The sequence below is a fragment of the Mycolicibacterium fluoranthenivorans genome, from assembly GCF_011758805.1.
GTDB lineage: Bacteria > Actinomycetota > Actinomycetes > Mycobacteriales > Mycobacteriaceae > Mycobacterium > Mycobacterium fluoranthenivorans.
Map to the genome: position 1 here is coordinate 222,698 of NZ_JAANOW010000003.1, position 18,104 is coordinate 240,801.

The 18,104-nt window shown below is 67.5% G+C and carries 17 protein-coding genes; 6 read left to right on the forward strand and 11 right to left on the reverse strand.

The features are described 5' to 3' along the window. Positions 1-24 precede the first annotated feature (24 nt). From FHU31_RS24360 to FHU31_RS24380, 5 genes are read right to left on the reverse strand one after another with little or no spacing between them, the layout of a single operon-like run. A complete protein-coding gene (locus FHU31_RS24360; RefSeq protein WP_167163312.1) occupies positions 25-948 on the reverse strand; it encodes an ABC transporter substrate-binding protein in 924 nt (307 codons plus the stop codon). Further along, on the reverse strand, positions 945-1,682 hold the full coding sequence (locus FHU31_RS24365) for an ABC transporter permease (protein ID WP_263987953.1): 738 nt from the start codon (positions 1,680-1,682) through the stop codon (positions 945-947). The genes FHU31_RS24360 and FHU31_RS24365 overlap by 4 nt, the downstream gene beginning before the upstream one ends. Beyond that, positions 1,679-2,323, reverse strand: coding sequence for an ABC transporter permease (locus tag FHU31_RS24370; protein WP_090354213.1), 645 nt, complete (start codon positions 2,321-2,323; stop codon positions 1,679-1,681). Before FHU31_RS24370 ends, FHU31_RS24365 begins: the two co-directional genes overlap by 4 nt. After that, on the reverse strand, positions 2,320-3,459 hold the full coding sequence (locus FHU31_RS24375) for an ABC transporter ATP-binding protein (protein WP_167163313.1): 1,140 nt from the start codon (positions 3,457-3,459) through the stop codon (positions 2,320-2,322). The genes FHU31_RS24370 and FHU31_RS24375 overlap by 4 nt, the downstream gene beginning before the upstream one ends. After that, on the reverse strand, positions 3,456-4,136 hold the full coding sequence (locus FHU31_RS24380; RefSeq protein WP_167163314.1) for an IclR family transcriptional regulator: 681 nt from the start codon (positions 4,134-4,136) through the stop codon (positions 3,456-3,458). Before FHU31_RS24380 ends, FHU31_RS24375 begins: the two co-directional genes overlap by 4 nt. A gap of 166 nt (positions 4,137-4,302) precedes the next feature. On the opposite strand from FHU31_RS24380, the gene FHU31_RS24385 reads away from it, so the two are divergent. Next, positions 4,303-5,760, forward strand: a complete 1,458-nt coding sequence (locus tag FHU31_RS24385) for an aromatic amino acid lyase (RefSeq protein ID WP_167163315.1) — start codon at positions 4,303-4,305, stop codon at positions 5,758-5,760. Here the strand turns inward: FHU31_RS24385 and hutH are convergent. Continuing rightward, positions 5,753-7,291, reverse strand: coding sequence for a histidine ammonia-lyase (hutH, locus tag FHU31_RS24390; protein ID WP_167163316.1), 1,539 nt, complete (start codon positions 7,289-7,291; stop codon positions 5,753-5,755). The two genes, FHU31_RS24385 and hutH, sit on opposite strands and share 8 nt — an antisense overlap. A gap of 71 nt (positions 7,292-7,362) precedes the next feature. Between hutH and FHU31_RS24395 the strand changes: the two genes are divergently transcribed. Continuing rightward, the gene (locus tag FHU31_RS24395) at positions 7,363-8,475 is read left to right on the forward strand and encodes a pyridoxal phosphate-dependent aminotransferase (protein ID WP_167163630.1); all 1,113 of its coding nucleotides are present in this window, start codon (positions 7,363-7,365) and stop codon (positions 8,473-8,475) included. Between the two features lie 32 nt (positions 8,476-8,507). Then, positions 8,508-9,803: a 13E12 repeat family protein gene (locus FHU31_RS24400; protein WP_167163317.1), complete on the forward strand. Its 1,296-nt coding sequence runs from the start codon at positions 8,508-8,510 to the stop codon at positions 9,801-9,803. On the opposite strand, the gene FHU31_RS24405 is transcribed toward FHU31_RS24400, so the two are convergent. From FHU31_RS24405 to FHU31_RS24415, 3 genes are read right to left on the reverse strand one after another with little or no spacing between them, the layout of a single operon-like run. Next, entirely contained in the window at positions 9,784-11,703 is a 1,920-nt protein-coding gene (locus FHU31_RS24405) for an acetoacetate--CoA ligase (protein WP_167163318.1), read from the reverse strand. The genes FHU31_RS24400 and FHU31_RS24405 overlap by 20 nt on opposite strands. Continuing rightward, on the reverse strand, positions 11,700-12,446 hold the full coding sequence (locus FHU31_RS24410) for a 3-hydroxybutyrate dehydrogenase (protein WP_167163319.1): 747 nt from the start codon (positions 12,444-12,446) through the stop codon (positions 11,700-11,702). Before FHU31_RS24410 ends, FHU31_RS24405 begins: the two co-directional genes overlap by 4 nt. After that, positions 12,443-13,795 (reverse strand): MFS transporter, encoded by a 1,353-nt coding sequence (locus FHU31_RS24415; RefSeq protein ID WP_167163320.1) that lies wholly within the window; start codon positions 13,793-13,795, stop codon positions 12,443-12,445. The genes FHU31_RS24410 and FHU31_RS24415 overlap by 4 nt, the downstream gene beginning before the upstream one ends. A gap of 74 nt (positions 13,796-13,869) precedes the next feature. Here FHU31_RS24415 and FHU31_RS24420 point away from each other — a divergent pair, with 74 nt between their 5' ends. The 3 genes from FHU31_RS24420 to FHU31_RS24430 are packed head-to-tail and all read left to right on the forward strand — an operon-like array spanning position 13,870 to position 16,609. After that, positions 13,870-14,769, forward strand: a complete 900-nt coding sequence (locus FHU31_RS24420; RefSeq protein WP_167163321.1) for a LysR family transcriptional regulator — start codon at positions 13,870-13,872, stop codon at positions 14,767-14,769. A 44-nt stretch (positions 14,770-14,813) separates the two neighbouring features. Beyond that, positions 14,814-15,587, forward strand: coding sequence for an alpha/beta fold hydrolase (locus FHU31_RS24425; protein WP_167163322.1), 774 nt, complete (start codon positions 14,814-14,816; stop codon positions 15,585-15,587). A gap of 29 nt (positions 15,588-15,616) precedes the next feature. Next, on the forward strand, positions 15,617-16,609 hold the full coding sequence (locus FHU31_RS24430; protein WP_167163323.1) for a hypothetical protein: 993 nt from the start codon (positions 15,617-15,619) through the stop codon (positions 16,607-16,609). Positions 16,610-16,633: 24 nt separating this feature from the next. Here FHU31_RS24430 and hsaB read toward each other — a convergent pair whose 3' ends face one another. Together hsaB and hsaC are read right to left on the reverse strand one after the other, a co-directional pair. Continuing rightward, the gene (gene hsaB / locus FHU31_RS24435; RefSeq protein WP_167163324.1) at positions 16,634-17,200 is read right to left on the reverse strand and encodes a 3-hydroxy-9,10-secoandrosta-1,3,5(10)-triene-9,17-dione monooxygenase reductase subunit; all 567 of its coding nucleotides are present in this window, start codon (positions 17,198-17,200) and stop codon (positions 16,634-16,636) included. A 2-nt stretch (positions 17,201-17,202) separates the two neighbouring features. Continuing rightward, entirely contained in the window at positions 17,203-18,102 is a 900-nt protein-coding gene (hsaC, locus tag FHU31_RS24440; RefSeq protein WP_167163325.1) for an iron-dependent extradiol dioxygenase HsaC, read from the reverse strand. Between the last annotated feature and the right edge of the window lie 2 nt (positions 18,103-18,104).

The following is an 18,104-nucleotide window of genomic DNA, read 5'->3' on the forward strand; positions in this document are numbered from 1 at the left end:
GAGTTCCTTTGACGAGAGGGGTGTTCACTGGCCGTTGATGCCGGCGCCGGCCAGCCACTTCTTGGCGATGTCGGCCAGGTTCGTGCCGGTGGCAGCCTCGGCGTTCATCGAGATGAGGTCATCGGTGGTGAGTTTCGCCGACACCGCATCCAGGGTCTTGGTGACCGTGTCGTTCTGCTTACCCGCCTTGATCAGCGGCACCACGTTCTCGGCGGCGAACAGGTTCTTGTTGTCCTCCAGGGCCACAAGCTTGTTGGCCTTCAGGCCCGGGTCGGTGCTGAACAGATCGCCGGCCTGGATCTGGCCATTGGTGAGTGCGGTCATCGTCAGGGTGCCGCCGGCGTCGAGGCTGACGAAGTCCTTGAAGTTCAGGCCGTAGACATCGCGCAGACCGACCACACCCTGCTGACGGGTCTTCCATTCCGCGGGCCCACCCAGCACCAGTTCCCCGGCCACCGGCGCCAGATCGGAGATGGTCGTCAACTTGTACTTGTCTGCGGTGGCCTGGGTGACCGCGACGACATCCTTGTCCTCGGCCGGAGACGGCGTCAGCATCGAGATACCCTCGGGCAGCTTGGTCTTGAGTTCGGAGGTCACCGAATCCGGTGTCGCGGCCGTCGACTTCGGATCCAGATAGCTCAACAGCGCACCGGTGTATTCGGGGACCAGATCGATGGAGCTGTCCTTGAGCGCCTGGATGTAGACCTCACGGCTGCCGATGTTGAACTGTTCCTTGACGCTGACGCCCTTTGCCTGCAACGCCTGTGAGTAGATGCTGGCGATCAGCTGGCTCTCGGTGAAGTCGGCGGAGCCGATGACCACCTGCGAGCCCGCGGAACCCTTGTTGTCGCCGCCGCCGGAAAGTGGGTCGCCCCCACCTCCGCCGCAGGCGGACAGGGCGAGTGCGGCGGCGAGGCTCAGGGAGGTGAGGAACGTGCGCTTCTTCATGGTGCTTTCTCCAAACTGACGGTGGTGGTGGTGTTGTGGACAGACGAGTCGGGTTTCGCCGTGGCGCGTCGCAGTCCGGGCGACACGATGAGCCGGCCTGCGCCGGCGAAGGTGAATTCGAGGATGATGGCGAGTAGTGCGACAAGGATTGCGCCGCCTGCCATTTCGGCGAAGTTTGCCGTTGCCCGGCCGTCCAGGATGAACCGGCCCAGGCCCTGCAGACCCAGGTATGCGGCGATGGTGGCGGTCGAGACGATCTGCAGGGTGGAGCTGCGGATTCCGGAGATCATCAGGGGCAACGCGCACGGGAGCTGCACCCGCAACAGGATCTGACGTTTGGTGAACCCCATGCCGCGAGCGGCCCCGACCGCGTCGGGGTCGGCGCTCTGGATTCCGGCATACGTTCCGGTGAGGATCGGCGGCACCGCCAGCAGCACCAGCACGACGATGGTGGGCAGGATGTACACGAGTTGGCCTGCAACCACCGGTGAGATGACCAGGAACAGCAACACCAGAAGCCCGAGCGACGGCAGCGCGCGCAGCGCGTTCGCGAACCCGGCGATCAGGGCCTCGCCGCGTCCGGTGCAGCCGATGACGATGCCGAGCGGCACCGCGATGGCCCCAGCGGCCAGGAGCGCGGCGGCCGAGTAGACCAGGTGATAGCCGATCTGCATGGGGATCCCGCCCGATCCCGTCCAGTTTGCCGGATCGGTGAACCAGCCGATGATGTTCACGCGGTCACCGTCCTCTGCCGCCACGGGGTGAGCAGTTTGTTCAGCCAGACGATCAGACCGTCGAAGATCACGGCGAGCACCACGCAGAGGACCACCCCGGTGATCAGCGGAACGTACAGCCTGAGCTGAAAACCTTGGGTGAAAAGCGATCCCAGCTGCGGGATACCCAGCAGGGCCGCCATCGTGACGATGCTGACGTTGGAGACCACCGCGACCCGCAAGCCGGCGGCGATCACCGGGACGGCGACGGGGAGCTCGACCAGTAGCAGGCGCTGCCACCCGCGGTAACCCATGGCTTCGGCGGCGGCGACGGTGTCATGCGGTACCGATCCGAGACCGTCGGCGACGACACGCACCAGCAGCGCCAGCGTGTAGAGCGTCAGCGCCACCACGATATTGACCGGGTCGAGGATCTTGGTGCCGAGGATGACCGGAAGAATGATGAACAGCGCCAGTGACGGGATCGTGTAGAGCAGGCCGGCGATTCCCACGATGGCGGCGTATCCGCGTCCCGAGCGGTGGGCCCACCAGCCCAGCGGCAGGGCCAGGACCAGACCGATCAACGTCGGCACCAGCGTCAGCCAGGTATGACTGATGGTCAACGAGATGATGCGGTCGATATTCGACGAGATCCAGTTCATGAGGGGATCCCGATTCCCCGGTCGCTGTGCTCCTGCCCGCCGTCGACCCCTCTGGCGCGCCTGATCGCATCGATGACGTCGTGATCGGTTGCGGTGCCGAGCAGGACGCCGGACTCGTCGGTGACCACGCAGCGCCCACTCGGGCTGGACAGCGCCGAGTTGAGCAGATCGCGCAGGGGATCACCGCGACGTGCAGTGGTACCGCTGAGGTTGACATCACCCTCGCGTACCTGATCGCCCGCGACATTCGCGGTATCCACCCAGCCTCGCGGCACGCGCGCGGAGTCGACGACCAGTACCCATCGTCCGTGGCCACCCGGGAGCACCGATAACGGTTGTCCCACAGCGATGGTCGGCTCGTCGTTCAACGTGAGACGGTCATCGGAATTGTGGAAGCCGAGTGCGCGATAGCCGCGGGCCGAGCCGACGAAGTCGGCGACGAACGCGTCGTTCGGGGCTGCCAGCAGTTCCGCCGGCGTCGCCGCCTGAGCCAGGGTTCCGCCCTCTCGGAGCACCACCACCTGGTCGCCCAACTTGAGCGCCTCGTCGATGTCGTGGGTGACCATCACGATGGTCTTGGAGATATCGGCCTGCAGACGCAGGAACTCGTCCTGTAATTGGTTGCGGACAATCGGGTCGACGGCACTGAAGGGCTCGTCCATCAGCAGGAAGGGTGGATCGGTGGCGAGTGCCCGCGCCACACCGACACGCTGCTGCTGGCCGCCGGAGAGTTGCCAGGGATACCGGCGCGCGAATTTGGCATCCAATCCGACACGTTCGAGGAGTTCCATTGCTGCCGAACGGGTTTCCTTCTTTCCGCCACCGAGCAGCCGAGGCAGTGCAGCGACGTTGTCGACCACCGTTCGGTGCGGGAAGAGCCCGGCGTTCTGGATGACGTAACCGATCTTGCGGCGCAGCGCCACCCGGTCCAGGGATTGCGTATCGACGCCGTCGAGCGCGATCGTGCCCGAGCTGGGCTCGATGAGCCGGTTGATCATCCGCATCGACGTGGTCTTCCCGCAGCCCGAGGGGCCGACCAGCGTGGTGATCTTTCCGTTGGGTGCGGTCAGCGTCAGCCCGTCTACGGCGACGGTGCCATCGGGGTACACCTTGGAGACGGTGTCGAATGTGATCATGACTGTCCTTCTGGTGGGCCAGGTTTGGCGGATCGGCTCAGCTGGGCGGACACCTCCGCGGCGGCTGACCCCAATATGTGGCCGTACCGTGCCGTGTCCGGCGCAGTGAGGCGATAGCTCGGAATGACGAGGCTGAGTGCCGCGACGATTCGAGCCTCCGAACGCACCGGGCACGCGATGGCGGTGACGTCGGCTTCGACGCCGCTTCCGATGACGACGTACCCCTCGGCGGGGATGTCCCCGCGAAGCGCGTGGCCGGCTGCCGACGTGTCCAGCGGAACCGTCCTGCCGACCCAACTGGCGTGCCGGACCGAGTGAGTGCCCTGAACGATGTTGAGGTAGAGCGCGGTGTCACCGTGCCCCCGCACGGACAGATATGCCGATTCGCCGGTGGCGGCCACCACGGCATCCATGGTGGGTTGCGTCAGATCCACCAGCGATTCGTTGCTCAGCGCCTGCGCGCCGAGTTGGATGATGCGGCCGCCGGGCCGGTAGACGCCGGACTCGTCCTTGGCGACGAAGCCGGTGGTCTCGAGCGTGCGCAGCAGCCGTAGTGCGGTGCTCGGCGCGAGCTCACAGTCCCGGGCGCTGTCGACGAGGTTCGTCCCGCCGCTTTCGCACACGGTGGCCAGCAGTGCGAGTGCCCGTTCCACGGTCCGTGTGGACGCTTCCGCCACCTCGACCTCCTTTCGTCGAGTCCCAAAAGTAGGGCCCCGACGTTTCGTCCAATGCTCGCCAAATTTCCGCTAAGTAAAATCTGATTTCCATCTAGCGGAATCTTTGGACTTTCGGTGATGATAGGACGCATCGCTCGCAGGCGGTGGAGAACGAGGAGAATTTCCGATGATCGTGCTGAACGGAGCGGGCACCATCGCCGATGTCGTGGCGCTTGCCGAACGGCTCGATCGGGTCGCGGTGGCACCGGCGATCCTCGCGGCCGTCACCCACGCGCACGAGCAAGCCGACGCGCTGAGCTCGCGGTTCGCCACCTACGGCCGCACCACCGGTGTCGGTGCGAATCGCAGCACACCGGTGCTGCCCGACGACGACACCTACGGCATGCGTCTGCTGCGCAGCCATGCCGCGGACGCGGGTGATCCCCTCGACGGCCGCACGGTGCGCGCCATGCTCGCGGTGCGTCTGGTGCAGCTGTGCGTGCCCGGTTCCGGTCTGGATCCGCAGATCTTGGGTGGGCTGGAGCGGATGCTCAACGACGACACCCTGCCGGAGCTACGCCACTACGCGTCGATCGGAACGGGCGATCTGGCCGCGCTCGCCGGCACCGCGCTGACCCTGATGGGCGAGCGTCCCGCCACCAGGCCGTTGGCTCCGATGCCGCAATGGCACGCCGACAGCGCCCTGCCGTTCATGAGCAGCAGCGCACTGACGGTCGGCCGCAGCTGTCTCGCCGTCGCCGAATTGAGTCGCCTGGAACGGGCCTCGAGCATCATCTACACCCTCAGCTTCCTGGCGCTGGACGGCAACCCGTCGGCATTCTCGGCCGCCGCCGCACGAGCCGCGGCCGCGCCGGAGGTCGACGCCGTCGCCGCCCGATTGCGCTCGCTGTTCACGGGGGCGGGCCACCCCGCCCACATCCCGGCCCGGATCCAGGATCCGTACGGACTGCGGGTCTATCCGGTCGCCCAGGCGAGTGTGGTGGCCACCCTCAATTCGATTGTCGGGCAACTGGAACGGACGCTGAACACGGCCCAGGAGAACCCGTTGTTCGACATCGACGGCGATCAGGTGGTCCACCACGGTGCTTTCTACCAGGCGGCCCTGTCACTGGAACTCGACGGAACGACGCTGGCGATGGCGCTGACCGCGCCCATCACGCATTCCCGGATCCGCATGCTCAACGACCCGGAGACCAACGGCCGCAACCCTTTCCTCGCTTCGGCCGAGGACGGCTCCTCCGGCCTCATGATGGTGGAGTACGTCGCGGCAGGGGCGATCGCCGAGATCCGGGCCGCCGCGCAACCGGCATCGGTCGGCACGCTGGTGCTGTCCCGCGGGATGGAGGAGGACGCCACCTTCGCCTCCCAGAGCGCGCTGCAACTCGAACGATCGGTGGCCGCGTACCGGGTGCTGTTGTGCTGCGAACTCGTCGGGGCGGTCCGGTTGTTGCGGCAACGTGGTCTGCACCAGCATTTCGCCGGCGTCGCGGGCCAGGCGATGGCGCTCACGGCGGATCTGCCCTGGGATGACCGGGATCGGGATCTGCGGGGCGACCTCGCCGCCGCCGAAGCACTACTCGACGATCTCGGGCGACTGGTCGGCGACGCCGACCAGTTCAGCTGAGGCTGCCGGTCACCGTCTCCGCCGCGCGGACCAGAGAACCGTCGCGGGCCAGTCCGACGACGGCGTCGATCTCCGGGGCGAGGTACCGATCCGGCCCGCTGCCGTCCACCCTGCCGCGGACGGCGGCGATGACCGCAGCGGTCGCCGGGCCGGGTGGCAACGGCGCCCGCATATCGATTCCCCTTGCCGAGGTGAGGACTTCGATGGCCAGTACCCGGGTCAGCCCATCGATGGCCCTGCGCAGTTTGCGAGCCGCCGACCAGCCCATGGACACATGGTCCTCCTGCATGGCCGAGGATGGGATCGAGTCGACGCTCGCGGGCTGGGCCAGACGTTTGAGTTCGGCGACGATCGCGGCCTGGGTGTACTGCGCGATCATGTGCCCGCTGTCGACGCCCGGGTCTTCGGCCAGGAACGGATTGAGCCCGCGGTTGCGTGCCGCATCCAGGAAACGGTCGGTACGACGTTCACTGATGCTCGCCAGATCGGCGACGACGATGGCCAGGAAGTCCAGCACGTACGCCACGGGTGCGCCATGGAAGTTCCCGTTGGATTCCACGTTTCCGGCATCGGTGATGACGGGATTGTCGACGATGCTGGCCAGTTCCCAGTCGGCGACGTTGCGGGCGTGTGCGATGGTGTCGCGGGCGGCGCCCGCGACCTGCGGGGCGCACCGCAGCGAGTAGGCGTCCTGCACCAGCGGACAGTCCGGTCCACTGTGGCTCGCGACGATGGGCGACCCGCGCAGGATCCGGGTCATATTCGCCGCAGCGACGGCCTGACCGGGTTGGGGCCGCAGCGCCTGCAGATGCGCCGCGAAGACGCGATCGGAACCGAGCAGGCCCTCCACGCTCATCGCGGCGGCCACATCGGCGAGCACCAGCAGCCGATCGAGATCGGCCAGGGCCAGGACCAGTTGGCCGAGCATCCCATCGGTGCCGTTGATCAGGGCCAGCCCCTCCTTCTCGGCGAAGGTGATCGGCGTGAGGCCGTGTGCGGCCAAGGCGTCGGCAGCCGGTGTCAGTGTGCCGTCGGCGGTACGGACGTGCCCCTCGCCCATCACCGCGAGTGCGACATGGGACAGCGGGGCGAGATCACCCGAGCAGCCGAGGCTGCCGTACTCGTAGACCACCGGGGTCAGGCCCGCCGACAGTAGGCCCGCGTACGCCTGGGCCACCTCCGCCCGGACACCGGTGCGGCCGGTGGTCAGCGTCGCCAGGCGCAAGAGCATCATCGCCCGCACCACCTCGCGCTCGACTTCGGGCCCCGACCCCGCGGCATGTGAGCGAATCAGGCTGCGTTGGAGTTTGGTTCGCAACTCTGGCGGTATGTGCCTGGTGGCAAGCGCACCGAACCCGGTGGATATCCCGTATACCGGCGCGGGACTGTTCGCGAGCGCCTCGATCCGGGCCCTACTGGCCGTGAGGGCGGCGATCGCGTCCTCCGGGATGACCACCGCGGCGTTTCCACGCGCCACCCGGACGACGTCGTCAGCGCTGACCGGCCCTACCCCCACCACAACTGGACTCATTCGACGATTGTGCTACTAGCCTGGCTTCGGTGAGCGTTGCTTTGCGTGCGGGCATCCCGCCGTTCTATGTCATGGACGTCTGGCTGGCCGCTGCCGAGCGGCAGCGCACCCACGGAGATCTGGTCAATCTGTCCGCGGGGCAGCCCAGCGCGCAGGCCCCGGCACCGGTCCGGGCGGCCGCCGCCGCCGCCCTGGAGCATCACAACCTCGGCTACACCGTGGCCCTGGGCATTCCGGAGCTCCGCGAGGCCATCGCCGCGTCGTACCGCGACCGGCACGGTATCGACGTCGAGCCGGACGCCGTCGTCGTCACCACCGGCTCCACGGGCGGCTTCCTGCTGGCGTTCCTGGCGTGTTTCGACGTGGGTGCCCGGGTCGCGGTGACCAGCCCGGGCTATCCGTGTTACCGCAACATCCTCTCGGCGCTGGGCTGCGAGGTGGTCGAGGTGCCGTGCGGCCCGGACACCCGGTTCCAGCCGACGGTGGCCATGCTGGAGGCGCTGGACCCGCCGGTGCAGGGGCTGATCATCGCCAGCCCGGCCAACCCGACCGGGACCGTCATCGCCCCCGCCGAGCTGGCCGCGATCGCGACGTGGTGTGACGCCAACCGGGTGCAACTGGTCAGCGACGAGATCTACCACGGGCTGGTGTACCCGGGCGCTCCGGCCACCAGCTGCGCGTGGGAGACGTCACGCAATGCCATTGTGGTGAACAGTTTTTCGAAGTACTTCGCAATGACCGGCTGGCGGCTGGGTTGGCTACTGGTGCCCGAGCCGCTGCGCCGCGCCGTGGACCGTCTGACCGGGAACTTCTCCATCTGCCCACCCACCCTGCCGCAGCTGGCGGCGGTGGCCGCCTTCGACCCGGAGTCGCTGGCCACCGCCGACGCCCTGGTGGGCGAGTACACGGTGAACCGGGACCTGTTGTTGCGCGGGCTGCCCGAGATCGGTCTGGACCGGCTCGCACCGGCCGACGGGGCGTTCTACGTCTACGCCGACATCTCCCGGTACTCGGACGACTCCCTGGCGTTCTGCGCAAAGCTGTTGGCCGACACCGGGGTTGCCATCGCCCCCGGTGTTGACTTCGACACGGTGCACGGCGGCTCGTTCGTCCGGCTGTCCTTCGCCGGGGCCGCGGCCGAGATCACCGAGGCCCTGACACGGATGGGCTCCTGGCTACGCTGAACTTGTCGGTGCCCGCGCGTACAGTCGACGGCATGTTCGAAAGTTTGTTCGATATCGACATCCAGGTCGACACGGAGGCCGACGAGGCGACGCTGCGTGATGTGGTCGAGCGACTCGAACACCTCAAGGCCGCCGCGGCCGCGGCGCAGGCCCGCGCGACGGAAGCGTGGGCGACCAAACGCCATGCCGCGGAGGCGGCCGCAGGAGTGCCGAAGAAGAAGCGCGGGCGCGGGCTGGCCCACGAGGTGGCCCTCGCCCGCCGGGCCGCCCCCAAGCGCGGTGGCCAACATCTCGGGCTGGCCACCGCCTTGGTCCGGGAGATGCCGCACACCTTGGCGGCGCTGGAACGCGGGATGCTCACCGAGTGGCGCGCGACGTTGATCGTGCGGGAGTCGGCCTGCCTGTCCGTGGCGCATCGGCGGCAGCTGGATGCCGAACTGTGCAGCGACACTTCACGACTCGTGACCTGGGGCGACAAGCGGATCGCGGCCGAGGCCAAGAAGATCACCGTGCGTCTGGATGCGGCAGCCGTGGTCGAACGCCATGCGAAAGCGGCCGGGGACCGCGGCGTGTGGATCCGCCCCGCACCGGACACCATGACCTACCTGACGGTGTTGTTGCCCGTCGCGCAAGGAGTCTCGGTGTACGCGACGCTCAAGCGGGAAGCCGACACCACCTTCGACGGTCGTTCCCGCGGCCAGGTCATGGCGGATACAGTGGTCGAGCGCGTCACCGGCCGGCCGGCCGAGCAGCCCGTACCGGTGTCCCTGAATCTGGTGATGGCCGATACCACCCTGGCCGGTGACGATGACGAACCTGCCTGGCTGGACGGGTACGGTCCGGTGCCCGCCGGGTTCGCGTGCAAGATGGTCGGCGACGCCGCAGTCGACGAAGCCACCAAAGCCACGCTGAGCCGGCTCTACCGGCACCCCGAGAGCGGACAACTGGTCGCGATGGAATCGCGCTCGCGAATCTTCCCGAAAGGGCTGGCGGCCTTCATCGGACTGCGGGACCAGACGTGCCGCACCCCGTACTGCGATGCCCCGATCCGGCACCGGGATCACGCGCGACCGCACCGCGAGACCGGACGCACGAGCGCGCTCAACGGCTTGGGCGAGTGCGAGGCGTGCAACTACGCCAAGGAAGCACCGGGGTGGCGGGTACGCACCCGGGAGCGGGACGGCCGGCATGAGGCCGACTTCACCACTCCGACCGGTGCCACCTACCGATCCATCGCCCCACCGCTACCGGGGCCACCGATCCGAAGACGGATCAGCATCACCGAGGGCGGGCTCAGTGTCGACCTGGTCATGTTCGACGCTGCGTGACGTACCAGTCCAACAGCGCCGGGTCGTCGACCGCGCTGCGTTCCACCACACGTTCCGGATCGGCACCCTGGAACAGCTTTTTGATGGGCACCTCGAGTTTCTTGCCGGTGCGGGTGTGCGGGATGCCAGGCGCCACGATGATCTCGTCGGGCACATGGCGCGGGGACACCTGCGAACGGATGGTCTGCTTGACCTTGTCCACCAGCGCATCGTCGAGCTGCACCCCGTCGGCCAGCACCACGAACAACGGCATCCAGTATCCGCCGTCGGGCTGCTCGGCGCCGATCACCAGCGCCTCGGCGATCTCCGGCAGCCGTTCCACCGACTGGTAGATATCGGCACTGCCCATCCGGATCCCGTGCCGATTCAGCGTCGAATCGGATCGGCCGTGCACGATGATGCTGCCGCGATCGGTGATGGTGATCCAGTCCCCGTGCCGCCACACCCCGGGGAACATCTCGAAATAGGCTTCGCGGTACCGGGTTCCGTCCGGATCGTTCCAGAATGCCACCGGCATGGACGGCAGCGGTTTGGTGATGACGAGCTCACCCACCTCACCGCGCACCGGCTTGCCGGACTCGTCCCAGGCATCCAAGGCCACCCCCAGATAGGGCGCGGAGAGCTCCCCCGGCCACACCGGGACCGTCGGCACACCACCGATGAACGCCGACACCACATCGGTGCCGCCGCTGATGGAGGCGACCTGGACCTGCTCACCGACGTTGTCGCGCAACCACAACGCCGACGACGGTGGCAGCGACGAACCGGTGATTCCGACCGTCCTCAGCGCGGACAGATCATGATCGGCGCGGGGTACCGCGCCGGCCTTGGCACAGCCGAGGACATAGCCGGGGCTGGTACCCAGCACGGTGACCCCGAGCCGGGCGGTCAGCTCCCAGAGGGTGTCCGGTGCAGGGTAGGACGGACTGCCGTCGTAGCAGACGATGGTGGCGCCCACCAGCAGGCCTGCCACCTGGAAGTTCCACATCATCCAGCTCGGGCTGGTGAACCAGAAGAACGTGTCATCTGGCCCGATATCGCTCTGCAGGGCAACGGCTTTCAGATGCTCGACGAGCACGCCGCCGTGACCGTGGATGATTCCCTTCGGCAGTCCCGTGGTCCCCGAGGAGAACAGAATCCACAGCGGGTGGTCGAAGTCCACGGCGGTGGTGGTCAGGGCATCAGGGCCGGGCGCGCTGACCTCGGCCCAATCGAGGTAGTCAGCCGGGGTGGGTGCCAGCCGGGACACCGAAACGGTCGCCTTGAGGGTCGGCAGGCCGGCCCTCAGCTCGGCGACGTCGGCGCTCTTGTCGTGTGCTCTGCCGCCGAACCGGTAGCCGTCGGCGGTCACCAGCACCGCCGGTTCGAGCTGACCGAGCCGGTCCAGCGCCGCCTTGGCCGAGTAGTCCTGGCCGCAGGCACTCCAGACGGCACCGATACTGGCCGTCGCCAGGAACGCGATGACCGCTTCGGCAATATTGGGCAGATAGCCGACGACCCGGTCGCCGGGCCCCACCCCGAGGCCACGAAGGGTGGCCGCGAACGCGGCGGTGCGCCCGAGCAGCTCGGCCCAGGACAGTTCGGTGTCCGGCGCGTCCTCGCTGATGCACAGGATGGCCGGGCGGTCGGTGCGGGCCTGCCGGGCGATCTGATCGACGTAGTTCAGTACGGCGCCCGGGAACCATTGCGCCCCAGGCATATCACTGTTTGCCAGCACGTCACCGGGTATCTCACCCAGCTCGAAGTACCGCCACAGCGCACCCCAGAAGGCGGCGGGCTCGTCGACCGACCACCGCCACAGAGCCGGATAGTCGGCCGGCCGGCCGGCGAAACGCGCGAAGTCGGTGATCCGCGCCGCCTCGATACCGGCCGCCGTCGGCTCCCACTGGGGTTCGGTCATCGGGCGCTCCACCCGCCGTCCATCGTGTAGGACGCGCCCGTCACCATGCCCGCGTGCGGACCGGCCAACCACCCCACCAGCGCGGCCACCTCTTCGGGTTCGACCAGACGTTTGATGGCGCTCTCCTTCAACATGATCTGCTCCATGACCTGTTGCTCATCGATGCCGTGGGTGCGGGCCTGATCGGCGATCTGCTTGTCCACCAACGCCGTCCGCACATAGCCGGGGTTCACGCAGTTGCTGGTGACACCATGCTGCCCACCTTCCAGGGCGGTCACCTTGGACAGTCCCTCGAGCGCGTGCTTGGCCGTCACGTACGCGACCTTATATTCCGAGGCGCGCAACCCGTGCACCGACGACAGATTGATGATGCGACCGAACCCCTGGGCGTACATATGCGGCAGGGCGGCACGAACCAGCAGGAAGGGCACCTCGGTCATCAGGGTGAGCAGCATGCGGAAGGCCGCGGGCGGGAACTCGGCGATGGGCGCAACCTGCTGCACGCCCGCATTGTTCACCAGGATGTCGGCCTGCAACGTCAGGCTCTCCAGCGCGGCGACGTCGAGCAGATCCACCTGCCACGCCGTCCCACCGATCTCGTCGGCCAGTGCCGCAGCACCCTCGCCGTCCCGATCGGCGACGGTGACATGGGCGCCGCGTGCGGCGAGCTCGCGGGAGCAGGCCGCGCCGATACCACTCGCCCCGCCGGTGACCAGTGCCGTTCGACCGGACAGCTCACTCATGCACGCATCCCGGCGATCTCGCGCGCGTCGGCGTCGTCGAGGGTCCGCAGGTCGATACCGTTGGTCTCCCGGCTGTAGAGCACCGCGATCAACGTGATGCCGCACGCGGCGGCCAGGTAGATCGAGATCGGCACCGGCGAGTCGTAGAGCTCCAGCAGTTTCACCGCGATCAGCGGAGCGAGCGAGCCCGCCACGATGGAGGTCACCTGATAGCCCAGGGACACACCGGAATACCGCATCCGGGTCGGGAACATCTCGGCCATGATGGCCGGCTGCGGCGCGTACATGAGGGCGTGGATCATCAGGCCGAGCGTGATCGCCGCGGTGACGATCAGGTAGTTGCCGCTGTTCATCATCGGGAAGGCGAAGAAGCCCCACGTGCCACCCAGCACCGCGCCCACCATGTACACCGGGCGGCGGCCGAACCGGTCGGCCAGATGGCCCACCAAGGGCACCACGGCGAAGTGCACGGCGTGCGCGACCAGCAGGTACCACAGGATCGAACTGGTGTCCGCACCCACCGACACCTTCAGATAGGTGATGGAGAACGTGACGACCAGGTAGTACATGATGTTCTCGCCGAACCGCAGGCCCATCGCGGTGAACACGCCACGCGGGTAGCGCTTGAGCACCTCGACGACGCTGAACGAGGTGGCCTTGATGCGTTCGGCCTCCTCCTGCGCCTCCACGAATATCGGTGCATCGGTGACCTTGGTGCGGATGTAATAGCCGATCAGCACGACCACCGCCGACAGCCAGAACGCGACCCGCCAACCCCAGGCCAGGAACGCTGCGTCCGACAGTGTCGAGGTCAGCACCAGCAGCACGACGGTGGCAAGCATGTTGCCCACCGGCACGCCGGCCTGCGGCCAACTGGCCCAGAAGCCGCGGCTGCGGTCGGGACTGTGTTCGGCGACCAGCAGGATCGCCCCACCCCATTCACCGCCGACCGCGAAGCCCTGGATGAACCGCAGTGTCACCAGCAGAGCCGGCGCCCAGTAACCGATCTGCCCGAACGTGGGCAGGCAGCCCATCAGGAAGGTCGCGGCACCGACGAGCAGCAGGGAGAACTGCAGCAGTTTCTTGCGCCCGAACTTGTCGCCGTAATGGCCGAACACGATGCCGCCGAGTGGGCGGGCCACGAAGCCCACCGCATAGGTGGCGAAGGCCAGGAAGATCGCGTTGAGCTCGCTGGTCGTCTCGGCGAAGAAGACCTTGCTGAACACCAGCGTCGCCGCGGTGCCGTACAGGAAGAACTCGTACCACTCCACGACCGTGCCGGCCATGGATGCGGTCACGACGCGCTTCAGACCGGTCGTCGGGGCGGAATTGTGATCGGCAGCACACATAGGGGTGAGTATTCATGCACGTCACGATCGAAACAATGGTCAGATGCGCAGGACGCGTCTGCAAAACTGCAGATATGGGACTGCCGAGCGCCGATGATCTGTTGATCCTGCTGGCCGTCGGGCGGACCGGGCGCTACGTCACCGCGGCCGAACACCTCGGGATCAACCACACCACCATCTCGCGCCGCATCGCCGCCCTCGAGGAGGCGATCGGCGCCCGGGTCCTCACCCGCGTCGGCGGCAGCTGGGAACTCACCGACCGCGGGCGGGAGGTGCTCGCCGCCGCAGAAGCCGTCGAGACCGCGGTGCAGTCGTTGAGCGGCTCCCCCGGCCAGTCGCCCACGCTGGCCGGTGTCGTACGGATCTCGGCGACCGATGGCTTCAGCGCCTACATCGCCGCACCCGCGGCCGCCCAGGTCCAGCGCCACCATCCGAAAGTCGCCGTCGAGATCGTCGCCGCCACCCGGCGCGCCAGCCAACAACGTTCCGGCGTCGACATCGAGATCGTGGTCGGGGCGCCCACCGTGCGCCGGGCGCTCGCCATCCGGCTCGGCGACTACTGCCTGGGCCTCTACGGGTCGCGCGACTACCTCGCCGAACGCGGCACGCCGACCTCCGTCGACGAGGTCGTGGATCATCCGCTGGTCTACTTCATCGATTCGATGCTGCAGGTCGACGACCTCGATCTGGCCGCGAATTTCGCACCGGCCACCCAGGAGTCGATCTCGTCGACCAACGTCTTCGTCCACGTGGAGGCCACCCGTGCCGCCGCCGGCCTCGGCCTGTTGCCGTGTTTCATGGCCGACCGCTGGCCCGACCTCGTTCGTGTGCTCCCCGAAGCGGTTTCGCCGCGGCTGACCTACTGGCTCGTCACTCGGGCCGAGACCTTACGCAGGCCCGAGGTGTCCGCCGTGGTCGAGGCGATCCGCCGGCAGATGGCCGACCAGCACGACATCCTGCTCGGTGCGCCGTGAGCGAAACGCTTGTCGTTGCCCGCGTCACCTGATGCAGTGATGTCATGCCCTTCCTCGAATCCGGCGACACCCGCGCCTACTACCGGCATTGGGCCGCAAGCGATCCCCGCGCCGCCCTCGTCTTCCTGCACGGCTTCGGTGAGCACACCGGCCTGTACCACCGGTACGGTTTCACGCTGAATGCCGCCGGGATCGATCTGTGGGCGGTGGATCAGCGCGGTCACGGGCTCAGCCCGGGTCCGCGCGGGAACTTCGGCACGTTGGCCGACAGCTCGGCGCTGGGTGAGGAACTGACCGCGATCGTCGAGCGGAACCGGCCGGGCCTGCCGCTGATCGCGGCCGGGCACTCATTCGGTGCGGTGGTCACCCTGCTGCGGGTACTGGAGCAGCCCGACCGCTATCGCGCGGCGGTGGTCTCCGGTGCGCCGCTGATCCCCATCCCCGAATTGCTGGACACCGACTCCGAATTCGATCTCGACCCCAGCTGGCTGTCCGGCGACGCGTTCTACGTCGACTCATTGGAGAACGACCCGCTGGCATTCGTCGACGCCGATGGCGCACCGCTCGCCCGCGCCCTCGATGCGGCCTGGGACCGGTTCGGTACCGAACTGCCTGCGCTGGCGGTGCCGACCCTCGCGGTGCACGGCACCGCCGACCCCATCGCGCCGATCGGCCCGGTGCGGACCTATGCCGAACAGATCGGCCCGCTACGCCTCGCCGAGTTCGCCGGGGCACACCACGATGTGCTCAACGAGACCGTGCACCGCGAGGTGGCCGCCACGGTGATCGACTTCGTGGGGACGCATATCGACAACTGAGCGCGGCCGAGATGGCATCCTGTAGCGCGATGGCACTCGGATTGAGCAAGGGCGCGCAACGCACCCTGGTGAAGTTGTTGGCTGCGGCGGCGCTGATCGCCACTGTGCTCGGCGGATTCGCGGCGTGTCTGTTCACGCTCGGGATGCCCGGTAAGGAAGCCGAAGCCCCGAAAGCCGGCCCCGTCCTGAACGGCTCGTTCAAGGTCGAGATCGGCCCGATCGCCACCCCGGACGGCAAGCCGGTCGCGGGTACCGCGCGCACCGAGACATGGGTGGCACGATCCACCTGCCGTGAGGGCGGCCCCTGCGTGGCCACCGTGGCGATCATCGACCCGCGCAAGCCCGACGCTCCCGCGTCGGACAACCTGGTGTTCGACTATGTCGACGGCGACTGGCTGATGGTTCGCGAAGCACCCGACAAGTGCAAGGTCGGCGATGTCGAGGTCGACGCGCAGGGCTGGACGATCATCAAACTGAAGGCCCGCATCGACGGTTCCTTCGAAGGCGAGTACACCTGGGCCACCGCACCACCACTGTGCGCCAACAAACGCGCCATGGCCCTGGCCCCCACCCGCGGTGCGGACAACAGCACCCAGCCTCCGGATCCCGCGGCCGAGCCACCCCTCAAGACCGCGCCTGGCGCGGCATTGCGGGGCACCTACGTCTACACCCAGACCTACCCCCAGACCGGTGAGGTGTTCCCGGCACACACCTACAACGCGACGACGTTCTGCCTGCGCACCGGCGACCGCTGCATCTCCCTGATGACGAGCCCCGATACCCACAATCTGTTCGTGATGATCTACGGCGACGGCCATTTCACCGCCAACTTCCCCGATGGGGATGCGCACTGCACCGACAACATCGGCAAAGTGCGGCAGTCCTCGCGTGATGACCTGCCGTTGCCGCAGGGCCCGCAGGACCCGCTGCTGGGTCTGGTCGGAAAGTCGTATCAGGACTACACCGGCGACTGCCCGGCCAAGGTCGAGCTCGACGTCACGCTTTCGCGCACGGGAGATTAGACGGAGATGCGCATGCTCGCGCCACTACAGCCAGGTGTCTGAGGTGGTGGCGGTGAGGAACGCCTCCAGATCGTCGCGCCACTGCGCCGGGGTGTTCTTGTCCGGTTCTATCCCGGTGTACTCGCCGCGGTAGAACAGCAGCGGACGGGGCTTGATCGCCTGGGGTTCGGACATCGACTGCACCGCACCGAAGACCACGAAATGGTCCCCGCCGTCGTGCACCGAAGCCACCGTGCAGTCGATGTGCGCCAGCGTGCCGTCGAGCACCGGTGAACCCAGTTCGGAAGGCTTCCAGTCGATTCCGGCAAACTTGTCCGGGGCTTTCGAACCGAACTGGGCCGATACGTGCTGCTGGTTCTCGTGCAGCATGTTGACGCAGAACCGGCCGCTGGCCTCGATCGCCTGCCAGGCCCGCGACTGTTTGGTGGGACAGAACAGCACCAGCGGAGGATCCAGCGACAGTGCGGCGAAGGACTGGCAGGCGAAACCGATCGGCACGTCGTCGTGGACCGTGGTGATCACGGTGACGCCGGTACAGAACTGCCCCAGCACATGACGGAAGGTGCGCGGGTCGATCGGCTGAACGCCCATGGTTACTTGAAGCCGACGCTGAAGTCGTGGCCCCACAGGGAAACGGCGGTACTCTCCCGCGCCACCCAGTTTTCGTCTTCGACTTCGAGCCCTTCACAACCGAATTCGATGTCGAAGCCGCCCGGGGTCTTGATGTAGAAGGACAGCATCTTGTCGTTGATGTGCCGGCCCAGCGTCGCCGACATCTTGACCTTGCGGCGCAGCGCGCGATCCAGGCACAGGCCGACATCGTCGGAATTCTCCACCTCGACCATCAGGTGCACGATGCCGGTCGGGTTGGGCATCGGCATGAAGGCCAGCGCGTGGTGGCGCGGGTTGCAGCCGTAGAAGCGCAGCCAGATCGGGTCGCTGTCGGCGGGGCGGCCTGCCAGCTGCGGCGGCAGGCTCATCGAGTCCCGCAGCCGGAAGCCCAGCACGTCCTGGTAGAAAGCCTGCGCCGCAACGTCATCGTCACAGGTGAGCACGACGTGCCCGAGGCCCTGCTCGGCGGTGACGAACTTGTGGCCGTACGGGCTGACGAACCGGCGGCCCAGGTACTGGGCGCCGTGGAACGCCTCCAGCACATTCCCGGCCGGGTCGCTGAAACGGATCAATCCTTCGACCCGGCGCTCGGACTTCTCCTCACGAGTGCCTTCGGTGAAGGTGACCCCGGCCTTGGCCAGGGTCTCGCGCAGGCTCTGCAGCGCGGGCGCGTCGGCCACCTCCCAGCCGGAGATGAGCAGGCGGTCCTGGTCACCCGGCACGATCACCAGGCGGGCCGCAACCTCGTCCATCCGCAGGTAGAGCGCACCCGGGGTGGTGCCGTCACCCTCGACCATGCCGAGCACTTTCAGCGCGAACTCCCGCCACGCCGCGACATCGGTCGACTCGATACGCATGTACCCCAGCGACTTGATGCTCATGG